Origin of the sequence: Protofrankia sp. CiT1 (assembly GCF_917627335.1) — a bacterium.
Taxonomy (GTDB): Bacteria; Actinomycetota; Actinomycetes; order Frankiales; family Frankiaceae; genus Protofrankia.
Map to the genome: position 1 here is coordinate 44,790 of NZ_CAKJTP010000016.1, position 9,833 is coordinate 54,622.

Sequence of the window (9,833 nt, forward strand, 5' to 3'; positions counted from 1 at the left end):
GGCGGCGCCCGTACCCGCGCATCCGGGCGGCCAGGCCACGGTGACCTCGCCCAGCCGCCATCGCCGCGCGTTACCGCGCACCGGCCAGCCCTCCGTCCGGATGGCCTCGACCGCCGCGATCCATCGTTGTCTGGGCCCGAACGCCGCGCGCGGCGCCATCCGCAGCCAGGCGTCATCGAACGAGGACAGCAACGCATGTATGTCCTCACCCGCAACGTTGCGGGCGATAAGTGCCTTCGGCAGCCGTTGCGCGAGCTCGGACGGCCGGCTCAGGCTCGGCAGATGCGCCGCGAGGGTGAGGGTGGTGGTGCCCGGCCAGGGATCGGCCGGGAGTTCCCGGCCGGCTCCCGGTGCCCCCGCCCCGGGGTGCGCACCGGAGGGACCGTCGACCGCGAACCAGCATGCGCGCCTGCCGATCTCGTCGCAGGTGCCTTCGACCAACAGGCCGCCGGCGGCGATCTGGTCGAGCATCGACCGCCAGGCCGAGCCAACCGCCGTCGCCTCGTACTGGCGGAGCACGTTCATCGCGCGGACCAGCACGGGGCGCCGCCCCGCGAGCTCGAATCCGCCGTGGGCGAAGGCCAGCCGTGGCGGGCGTGCGGCCGGAGCAGCCGCCGCCACCCGAGCCCGGTCGATCTCCAGCCCGACGACCTCGACGTCGGGCACCACCCGCGCCAACCGGTCGTAGAGCTCAACCGTGGTGATCGGGGACGAGCCGAAGCCGAGGTCGACGACCAGCGGAGTATCGGCGCCGCGCAGGCGGGCAGCCTGCGTTCCGATGATCCAGCGATCGACTCTGCGCAGGCGGTTCGGATTGGTTGTCCCGCGGGTCGCGACCCCCAGCGCCCTGGCCCGACCGGCGGCGAGCCGAGGCGTACGGCGGGCGGGAAAAGTACCGGGCACCGCTTCACCATCGCAGGGCCGTGGCGCTCGCCGCGGCGAGCCCTGGATTCCCCGCCCGCGGACATCCCAGGAGAGTCAGATGAATCTCACATTTCGACTTATATCGACCTATCAGCCGTGTCGATGGCAGAATGTAGCGGGCCCCATCGGGACGACGGACCCCACCATGGTGGTCGGTGCGGCCTGGTGCCGTACCCGTAGGGAGGCGTCCGGGCCGGCCCCCGGCGCGCCCGCCTACCAGCGCACGGGTATGTCGTCGGAGGTGTCCGGGCATGCGGGCGGCAGATCCGTTGTTCGGACATTCGGGAAGCTGGCGATCGGTGTGTCCGGCTCGATGTGGAGGTGATCGGTGCGTCGGGTGCGGTTCGGCCACTCCCGCCGGGTTGCCATGCTGTCGATGCATACGTCGCCGCTGGAGCAACCGGGGACCGGGGACGCGGGCGGGATGAACGTATACGTGGTCGAGCTGTCTCGGCAGCTCGCCCTGCTCGGTACCGAAGTTGAGATCTTTACCCGAGCCACCAGCAGCAAGGCCGAACCGACGGTCGCGCTCGCCCCCGGGGTCACAGTGCGCCACGTCAACGCGGGCCCGTTCGGGGACGTCAGGCGAGAGGACCTGCCCGCCTGGTTGTGTGCGTTCATCGTGGATGTGCTGCGGGCCGAGGCCGCGCGGGAGCCTGGTTGGTTCGATGTCATCCATTCGCACTACTGGCTGTCCGGCCAGGTGGGGCTCGCCCTGGCCCGGCGATGGGCGGTGCCGCTGGTGCACACAGCCCACACCCTGGCAAAAGTCAAAAATCATGCGCTTGCCGAGGGCGACCGGCCAGAGCCGCCACACCGTATCGTCGGCGAGCAGGAGGTCGTCACCGGCGCCAGCCGGATGATCGCGTCCGCCGCTGACGAGCGACAGCATCTCATCGATCTCTATGCGGCGGATCCGGACCTTGTCGACGTCGTGGCGCCCGGGGTCGATCTAGAGGTGTTCCGTCCCGGCGAGGCCGCGGCGGCGCGGACCCGCCTCGGCCTCCCGCCGGACGTGGTGCTCGTGTTGTTCGTGGGGCGCATCCAGCCGCTCAAGGCGCCTGACATGCTGCTGCACGCCACCGCCTACCTGCTGGCGCATGAACCGGCGCTGCGGGAGCGCATGGTTGTCGCTGTCATCGGCGGGCCGAGCGGCTCCGGCCTCGACCGGCCGGACGCCCTGGTCAAGCTCGCGGCCGAACTGGGCATCTGCGATGTCGTCCGATTCCAGCCACCGGTGCCCCAGCCGGAGCTGGCCGACTGGTACCGAGCCGCGAGCGCGGTCGTCGTCCCCAGCCACAGTGAGAGCTTCGGGCTTGTCGCGCTGGAGGCCCAGGCCTGTGGGACGCCGGTCGTCGCGGCGGCCGTGGGTGGGTTGCGCACAGCTGTCCGTCACGGCGTTTCAGGAATCCTGGTGGAGGGACGCGATCCGGCGGCCTACGCGGATGCGCTGGGCAGGCTGATCGGCCAGCCGCGCTGGCGACAACGGCTCGCTGCCGGTGCCGTCAAACAAGCGGCGGAATTCGGCTGGTCAGCGACCGCCCGCGGAGTCCTGGCCGGTTACCGTGACGCAGCGGCGCCGGCAACCGTTCCGGCGAGCGCCTGACAGACTGATGTCCCGCGCCCACCTCATCCGATCGCATCGGAGCCGGAGCATGTCACTATCTGTGAATGACACCGAGCGAGCACGCCTCGACCGTGTGATCGACGGCACCCTGGCGGACATCGGTCTGATCTACGAACGGGTGGACGAAGGATCCTTCCTCGTCACGCTGGAAGGCGACCACAAGCTCCGGACGATGACCTGGTTGATCGTGGGAGACCACACGCTGCTCATCGAGGCGTTCTTCATGCGCAAGCCCGCTGAGAACCCGGCGGGCACGTACGCGTTCCTGCTCGGCCGTAACGCGAGGACGTACGGCGTGCACTTCTCGATCGATCTGGTCGGGGATGTCTATCTCACCGGTCGGCTCCCGCTGGCAGCGATCACCGCCGACGAGATCGACCGGGTGCTCGGTTGTACCCGCACCTACTCGGACGAGAACTTCGACCCGGCCGTAGCGCTGGGCTTCGCCAGCGCCATTGAGCGGGAGAAGGCGTGGCGGGCCCGGGTCAGCGCCGCCGAGGCGAGCACCCGGATGCGGAACTGACGCTACGGAGCGGACCGGACCCGGGCGAGGCGCGCGGAGAGGTGCGACTGCAGCGGCTTGCCCTCGGCCTCCATGTCGATGGCATAAGCAAGATCGCCTCCTTCGACAAGGCCGTACAACCGCTCACAGCGGTTGACAGCGCGTGCCGTGGCAGTGCGGATCACAACGTTGGATCGCAGCTCCACCCGCGTGCCGACGACATCTCCGACGTAAATCTCGCTGACGCCGAACGGGTGGGCGAGCATGACCTCGACCGTGGGCGGCCCGTCGCCATCCGGCGGCTGCACGCGCCAGAACCCGACCTCGGTGGCCAGCGGGCTTCCCTCGTCACGACCGTCTCGAGGCGCACCAGCCCACCACGTCCGGGACTCGTAGGACAGAGCCGGCTGGCCGGTGCTGGAGAAGACGACCTCCTGGCCGTAACGGAAGCCGTCCATCCCCTCGTAACCGCCGACGCCCTCGCCGCGCCAGGTACCCAGCAGGAAGGCGAGCGGCCGCAAACGTGGATGAAGGTCGACCACCGGCCCCGGCAGTGTCGTCATGTCGGCTCCACCACACGCGGGCGCGGGCTGGAAACGCTCAACGCTGGCCTGAGTACAGCTTGTAGACGACGTACACGGAGAACCACCCGATAAGTACCGCCACTGTGATCAACAGAGCGGTGAAGAAGATTTCCAGCACCTGCCCACCCTAGCCTGGCAGCACCAGCCCAGCGCTGTGATTGCGGCTCTGTGACGTTATCTGTGCCGGCAGCCAGGCGCGCGGCAAAAATCGCACGCCCTTCGGCCTGGGATGTGGTACTCAGGCCGAAGGCCAGCGTCAGGATCGGTTCGGGAGCCTCGCCACGAGCTGGCCGGCGAGGCGCTGAGCGCACCACTCGGCGGAGCACCACTCGGCGCACAGCCACCGCGGCCCGATGTCGCCGTGTAACGTGGATCAACACCCCTATTGCCGGTCGCTCTAAGGCGTCGGGAAGACCCCGTGCAGACTGGGTGCCATGGGTTCCCTGGTCATCAAGGCAACTGCCGGTTCAGACGCGCCGGAGCGATGCGCGCAGGCTTTCACGGTCGCCGCCGTCGGGCTCGCCAGTGGCGCGGACGTCTCCCTGTGGCTTACCGGCGAGTCCGCTTGGTTCGCGCTGCCAGGACGCGCCGCCGAATTCGTGCTGCCCGAGTCCACGCCGCTGGTGGACCTGCTGGATACTGTGCTGACCGGAGGCCGGGTCACTGTCTGTGCTCAGTGCGCGGCACGGCGGGGCATAGGTCCCGATGACGTGCTCCCGGGCGTACGTATCGCGGGTGCCGCGCTCTTCGTCGCCGAGGTGCTGGCCGAAGGCGTTCAAGGGCTCGTGTACTGACGTCAGCTGTCTGGTGCCCGCCGGGCAACGGCTCCTGCAAAAGCAGACCACGTCCAGCACACGAGGTGACTCCTTCACGACGTCGACCGGATACGGTTTTGTGATCGTATGATGCACGAACCCGATGTCCTGTACGCAGTCGTCCAGTTCGACAGTACCGCGCGGCGGACGGTACGACGAGTCGTCGCACCATTTCCGGACCGGAGCTCCGCCGCGCTGTTCGCGACCGACAACGGCCTAGGTGATTTTACCGTCGGCCCCATGGCGTTTGCCGTACCGACCCGAGCGGCGCTGGTCGGCCAGAGTATTCCTGGCCCCCGGCCGGGCGATTCCTGAGGGACGGAAAACCCCGGCGGCGCAATCATATTCCCACTGGCGCCACCGGGGCCGCGGAAAACCTATACGGCTACTTCCACCTCGGTGTCGACTGGCTCGCCCTGGCGGGCGACGACCTTACGTTCACCGGACGCGCCCGGAACCAGCGCGCGGACGGTCCACGAGCCCGGCCGGGCAAAGAAACGAAACTGGCCGGTCGCGGACAGTGGCACTTCGGCCGTGAAGTCTCCACCCTCGTCCAACAGACGCGCGTAACCCGTTGAAACAGGCGAGCCGTCCCTGAGAACGACGCCCTGGATAACCGTTTCCTTGGCCACGTCAATTCCCTCCACCGAAGGTCCGCCGCTGGTCGCGCCGCACACGTGTCAGACGTCCTTCTCGATCGGAACGCCGACCAGCGAACCGTACTCGGTCCACGAGCCGTCGTAGTTCTTCACAGCCGGCAGGTCGAGCAGTTCGTGCAACGCGAACCAGGTGTGTGCCGAACGCTCGCCGATACGGCAGTAGGCGATGATGTCCTGCGTCAGGTCCACCCCCGCCGCGGAGTACAGAGCGGTCAGCTCGTCATTCGACCTGAACGTGCCGTCCTCGTTCGCCGTCTTCGCCCACGGGATGTTCTTTGCGGTCGGGACGTGCCCGGCGCGCTGCGACTGCTCCTGCGGGAGGTGCGCCGGAGCGAGCAGCCGCCCGGTGAACTCGTCAGGCGAGCGCACGTCCACGAGGCTCTTCTCGCCGATCGCGGCTATGACCTCGTCCCGGAAGGCACGGATGTCGGTACGGGCGTCACCGGCGGTGTACTGCGTGGCCGGCCGCTCCAGGACTTCGTCCGTCAGCGGGCGGCTGTCCAGCTCCCATTTCTTGCGGCCGCCGTCGAGCAGCTTGACATCAGCGTGCCCGTAAAGGGTGAAATACCAGTAGGCATAAGCCGCGAACCAGTTGTTGTTGCCACCGTAGAGAACGACCGTGTCATCGTTCGAGATGCCCTTGGCCGACAGCAGCTTCTCGAACTGCTCCTTGTTGACGAAGTCACGGATCACCGGGTCCTGAAGCTCCGACTTCCAGTCGAGACGGACCGCACCCGGAATATGACCTTTGTCATAGGCGGAGACATCCTCGTCGACTTCGACCAGGACAACCTTGGGGTCTGTCAAGTGCGCTTCGGCCCAGGCCGGGTCGACGAGCGCGTTGGAACGACTCATGTGTGCACTCCCTTCACGGAACGTATGGCGAGATATAGCTGACAACCGAGACAAAAGCCGATGACAGCATTCAGCAACGCCGCCACACATGCAAACGTGGTGGCAATGTACCCAGCGGGATGAGTAACGATGAGAAATCCGATCGCGCCCACCGTGCCGAACAGCGCGCCAACCGCCTGCCCCAGCCCGGACCACGGTGGTCGTTCATCCGCCAGCTCGACCAGCGGCCCCCAGCCAAGGGCAGCGATACGCCATACAGCAGTCCGTACGGCACCCACCGCGGACCGGATACGGCGGTGGCGAAAAAAACCACCACCGGCGCGAGGAGTAACCAGCCGCTAGCGGTCAGAGCAAGTACGCCAAGGATAAGGCTGGGCACGATTACAGCGGACCAAGGACCTCGCGGAACAGCCACGAACTCATCTCCTGAAGGGCGGGCCCGCTAGCGGCGAGCGACATCAACGCACAAATCAGGAAAGTCGACACGATGTGCTACCGACACGACACAAATCGATCGTGCGGCGGCTGACGAGCACGGTGGCGAACATAACCCCTCGACCGTAGCAGCGAACACGACCGATGTGTTACCGATCCCACTAGCTGCCAAAATGATCAAATAGGACGAACACGGGGCCAGTCACGTGACAGACTCCACATTCTCACCCGCTGAAGTCAGCCCATCGCTCATAACGGGTTCAAGCGCCGCGCAGACGGCCGCCTGACGCGACGCGGCATCGACAGGGACTCGTCATCTCACAAGTGTGTGAGCGACGGCATATACAAAGGGCGCCGCCACCGCCAGCGGGAGGACCGCGGCAAGGGGGTAGCTGAGCCCAACCGCGCCATCGGCCTGGAGCTCAGCGACCCCACGGGCGACAACCGCGTCGATGACGACGGCCACCGCCGCGGCCACCGCCGCGATCACGGTACCGTCGAAAACGGTCAGCACACTGGACACCGCGCCGAAGACAGCCCCCACGACGACGCCCGTCGCAAGACCGGCGAGCCGGGTGAGCACCGGCCGGCCGGTGGAAATGGCCGCGCAGGTCCGCACGCACAGGACGGCTGAGCCACCGCTGGCGAGAGCGGCAGCCACCAGCGCGGCTCCGGCCACACGGCTGGCCGGAGCCGTTAGCGAAGCCGTGTCCGCGTAGGTGGTGAGCATGGTCACGACGACCACCCCGCTAAGACCCGCGGCCATGTCCACCGTGACCCGCACGGACCGTTCCGGTGGATGATCGCCGCTCGGCCCGTCAGCCACGCCGGCGCCCGCCGCGGCACCGGTCTGGTCCAGTATCGCCGCGGGCGGGCTGGCCCGCCGTCGCGCCAGCTGAACGAGGATGACCGCTGCCACCGCCACACCGACGACCCCGGCATAATCGCCGATCTCGTGAGAATCGACGATCAGCGCGATGGCGTCCGAGACGAGCGCGGCCGATCCGGCGATCGCCAGTGTCCCCATGGAGCCCGCGAACGTCCGTACCCACGCCCAACCGAGAAGGAACTGCTCGACGGCGATAACGGCGACAAACGACGACGGCCCGGCACCGATGCCGGCGACGAGCGCCGGGACAGCCGCGGCTACCACAACGGAGACAGCAGTGCGGGACAGCCGCGATCCGTTCGCCCGGCCTGGCCGCGGTGTCGGGACGGACGCCGACATACTGGCCGGCTCCGTCCTAGCGGCTGTTTCGGCTCCGCGGGCTCGCACGCCACCATGCTCCCATGCCCCGGCTACGACGAGAGCGACGAACCAGCTGAAGCCGACCGGACGAGTACACCACGGGCTACAGGCCACAGGCCGGCGGCTGCCGGCCACGACGGTCCTCACCCACCGGCGAACGGCGGGAGCACCTCCACCACGCAACCGTCCACGAGCAGCACGTCAGCATGCTCGCGGGGACCGACCGGGACATCCCCCACCAGGAACGCGCAACACGCCAGCACCGCCGCCAACCGTCCCGGGTGCCGCTCGGACACGGTGGCCAGCAGGTCGGCCAGGGTATCGGCATGCTGCCGCTCCTCGGCTACCCCGGCGGCCTCCCGGGCCGCGGCCCAGTACCGGATCGTCACGCAGGCCACGGGGACCCCGGCAGCTCCGGCGTGTCACCTCGGGCCGGAAGCGGCCGGGCCGGGCCCGGCTGGGCGGGAAGCGGCCGGTCAGCACCCGCATGCTCGCCATGGCCCGCGAGCAGTTCGGGCAGGTGACGGCCGAGCCGGTCCAGCAGCCCCGGGACCAGCCCCGATTCGGCATGCCCGAACCCGGTTATGATCCAGAGCTGGCTGCCCTCCCCCGCCGCGGCAGCCAGCGAGTGAGGATGTTCCAGGGCGAAGTAGGTGTCCCGATCCCCGTGAACGAACAAAACCGGCGTCGGCGTGATCCGGCCGACGACGTCGAGCGGGGACGCCGGGATCATCGGCCAGATCTCGGGCATCAGCCGTACACCGAGCGCACGACGGGCGACGCGGCGGCCGATGGCCGTCTCCGCGAACCAGTTCACACGCCGCATCGACGGGGTGTCCCGGACATACCACCGGCTCGGCGCGCTCACGCTGACGACCGCGTCGACCGGGTTCCGTACCGCATACCCACGCACGGTCTCCCCGGTCCGGGCGAAGGCCGCGTGGCGGAGTACCGCGGCGGCGCCCATCGACCAGCCCATGGTGATGACGTTCCGGTAACCAAGCCGCCGAGCCGCCCCCACCGCCGCATCCACATCCAGCACTTCAAGATCGCCAAAGGTGCACACGCCTGAGGACCGGCCGTGGCCCCGCAGATCGGGCACGACCACGCCAGCGTACGGACGGATGCCGGCACTGACCGCCCTGACCGGGGGCTTGTCACGCGAACCAGAAAAACCATGGGCGACGACAACTCCAAGATCAAAACTGTGACAGGTGGCGGAAGCAACACGGCTGTAATGGGTCGTGGCGAGGATCTCGCCGTCCGAGGTAGGGAGAACCTCGAAGACGGTATGAGTGGAGTGGGACACTCCGCTATCCTCCCCACAGGCCGGTGTTCGTTTCGCGCCCATGACGGTCGTGGAACGCGGGGGGCCGGTCGCAAGGTATCCGTGGGTCGACGCTGCCCCAACATCGCAACCGAACCCTGGAGGAGTCGACTTGAGCGTCGTCCTGTTGCTCACCAACGCCCCCGGACCGTCCGCGGAGTCCTTTCCCTCGCTTGGGCTCCTGACCCACACCGTTCGCGTCGCGCCGCTGGAGGCCAGCGCGCTCTTGGACGCTCCCCCGGTGGACGTCGTTGTGGTGGACGGGCGCCGGGAGCTCGTTGTCGCCCGCGGCCTGTGTCGTCTGCTGCGTACGACCGGACTCACCACGCCGCTGCTCGCGCTCGTCACCGAGGGTGGGCTGGCCGCGGTGTCAGCCGACTGGGGCGTCGATGACGTGGTCCTCGACAGCGCCGGACCCGCTGAGGTCGAGGCACGGCTGAGGCTCGCGATCGGTCGGATCGCGGCCGCCGGCGGTACCGCGGAAGCCGGTGTCATCCGGTCCGGCGACCTGTCGGTGGACGAGACCACCTACTCGGCCAAGCTGCGAGGCCGTCCGCTCGAGCTCACCTTCAAGGAATTCGAGCTGCTGAAGTACCTCGCGCAGCATCCGGGCCGAGTCTTCACCCGTGCTCAGCTCCTGCAGGAGGTGTGGGGTTATGACTACTACGGAGGTACCCGGACGGTCGACGTCCACGTGCGCCGGCTGCGGGCCAAACTCGGCCCGGAGCACGAGTCGATGATCGGTACAGTGCGGCACGTTGGTTACAAGTTCGTCGCGCCCCCGATCGCCCCGCTCCCTGACGACGCCATACACAACCGTAACGACCGCGAAGTAGTCCGCGCCCCCCAGCGGGTC

Annotated in this window: 13 protein-coding genes; 5 read left to right on the forward strand and 8 right to left on the reverse strand. The window is 68.2% G+C overall.

The window, feature by feature from the left end:
• Nucleotides 1-903, reverse strand: a 903-nt coding sequence (locus MJ785_RS04960) for a class I SAM-dependent methyltransferase (protein ID WP_239380107.1), incomplete at its 3' end; no start/stop codon positions are given.
• Nucleotides 904-1,291: 388 nt separating this feature from the next.
• On the opposite strand from MJ785_RS04960, the gene mshA reads away from it, so the two are divergent.
• On the forward strand, nt 1,292-2,530 hold the full coding sequence (gene mshA / locus MJ785_RS04965) for a D-inositol-3-phosphate glycosyltransferase (RefSeq protein WP_239308270.1): 1,239 nt from the start codon (nt 1,292-1,294) through the stop codon (nt 2,528-2,530).
• 49 nt (nt 2,531-2,579) lie between these two features.
• Nucleotides 2,580-3,074 (forward strand): YbjN domain-containing protein, encoded by a 495-nt coding sequence (locus MJ785_RS04970; protein ID WP_239308241.1) that lies wholly within the window; start codon nt 2,580-2,582, stop codon nt 3,072-3,074.
• 2 nt (nt 3,075-3,076) lie between these two features.
• Here the strand turns inward: MJ785_RS04970 and MJ785_RS04975 are convergent, their stop codons facing one another.
• A complete protein-coding gene (locus MJ785_RS04975; protein WP_239308242.1) occupies nt 3,077-3,616 on the reverse strand; it encodes an FABP family protein in 540 nt (179 codons plus the stop codon).
• A gap of 455 nt (nt 3,617-4,071) precedes the next feature.
• Here MJ785_RS04975 and MJ785_RS04980 point away from each other — a divergent pair, with 455 nt between their 5' ends.
• Both MJ785_RS04980 and MJ785_RS04985 read left to right on the forward strand, forming a co-directional pair.
• Nucleotides 4,072-4,431 (forward strand): DsrE family protein, encoded by a 360-nt coding sequence (locus MJ785_RS04980; protein WP_239308243.1) that lies wholly within the window; start codon nt 4,072-4,074, stop codon nt 4,429-4,431.
• Nucleotides 4,432-4,539: 108 nt separating this feature from the next.
• Nucleotides 4,540-4,767: a hypothetical protein gene (locus tag MJ785_RS04985; RefSeq protein WP_239308244.1), complete on the forward strand. Its 228-nt coding sequence runs from the start codon at nt 4,540-4,542 to the stop codon at nt 4,765-4,767.
• Nucleotides 4,768-4,829: 62 nt separating this feature from the next.
• Here the strand turns inward: MJ785_RS04985 and MJ785_RS04990 are convergent, their stop codons facing one another.
• The 6 genes from MJ785_RS04990 to MJ785_RS05015 form a co-directional block, all read right to left on the reverse strand.
• Nucleotides 4,830-5,129: a DUF1416 domain-containing protein gene (locus MJ785_RS04990; RefSeq protein ID WP_239308245.1), complete on the reverse strand. Its 300-nt coding sequence runs from the start codon at nt 5,127-5,129 to the stop codon at nt 4,830-4,832.
• A 3-nt stretch (nt 5,130-5,132) separates the two neighbouring features.
• Nucleotides 5,133-5,966, reverse strand: a complete 834-nt coding sequence (locus MJ785_RS04995) for a sulfurtransferase (protein ID WP_239308246.1) — start codon at nt 5,964-5,966, stop codon at nt 5,133-5,135.
• Nucleotides 5,963-6,244, reverse strand: a complete 282-nt coding sequence (locus tag MJ785_RS22130) for a DUF4395 family protein (RefSeq protein WP_308194811.1) — start codon at nt 6,242-6,244, stop codon at nt 5,963-5,965. The genes MJ785_RS04995 and MJ785_RS22130 overlap by 4 nt, the downstream gene beginning before the upstream one ends.
• 470 nt (nt 6,245-6,714) lie before the next feature.
• Nucleotides 6,715-7,629, reverse strand: a complete 915-nt coding sequence (locus MJ785_RS05005) for a hypothetical protein (protein ID WP_239308247.1) — start codon at nt 7,627-7,629, stop codon at nt 6,715-6,717.
• 164 nt (nt 7,630-7,793) lie between these two features.
• Entirely contained in the window at nt 7,794-8,048 is a 255-nt protein-coding gene (locus MJ785_RS05010) for a MoaD/ThiS family protein (RefSeq protein WP_239308248.1), read from the reverse strand.
• Nucleotides 8,036-8,959, reverse strand: a complete 924-nt coding sequence (locus tag MJ785_RS05015; protein WP_239348066.1) for an alpha/beta hydrolase — start codon at nt 8,957-8,959, stop codon at nt 8,036-8,038. The genes MJ785_RS05010 and MJ785_RS05015 overlap by 13 nt, the downstream gene beginning before the upstream one ends.
• Before the next feature lie 130 nt (nt 8,960-9,089).
• On the opposite strand from MJ785_RS05015, the gene MJ785_RS05020 reads away from it, so the two are divergent.
• Nucleotides 9,090-9,833 (forward strand): response regulator transcription factor (locus MJ785_RS05020; RefSeq protein WP_239380108.1); only part of this gene is annotated, 744 nt, incomplete at its 3' end.

Coding starts and splice junctions, on each gene's coding strand:
- mshA (WP_239308270.1), top strand. CDS start 1,292: ATGCTGTCGATGCATACGTCGCCGCTGGAGCAACCGGGGACCGGGGAC.
- MJ785_RS04970 (WP_239308241.1), top strand. CDS start 2,580: ATGTCACTATCTGTGAATGACACCGAGCGAGCACGCCTCGACCGTGTG.
- MJ785_RS04975 (WP_239308242.1), bottom strand. CDS start 3,616: ATGACGACACTGCCGGGGCCGGTGGTCGACCTTCATCCACGTTTGCGG.
- MJ785_RS04980 (WP_239308243.1), top strand. CDS start 4,072: ATGGGTTCCCTGGTCATCAAGGCAACTGCCGGTTCAGACGCGCCGGAG.
- MJ785_RS04985 (WP_239308244.1), top strand. CDS start 4,540: ATGATGCACGAACCCGATGTCCTGTACGCAGTCGTCCAGTTCGACAGT.
- MJ785_RS04995 (WP_239308246.1), bottom strand. CDS start 5,966: ATGAGTCGTTCCAACGCGCTCGTCGACCCGGCCTGGGCCGAAGCGCAC.
- MJ785_RS05005 (WP_239308247.1), bottom strand. CDS start 7,629: ATGTCGGCGTCCGTCCCGACACCGCGGCCAGGCCGGGCGAACGGATCG.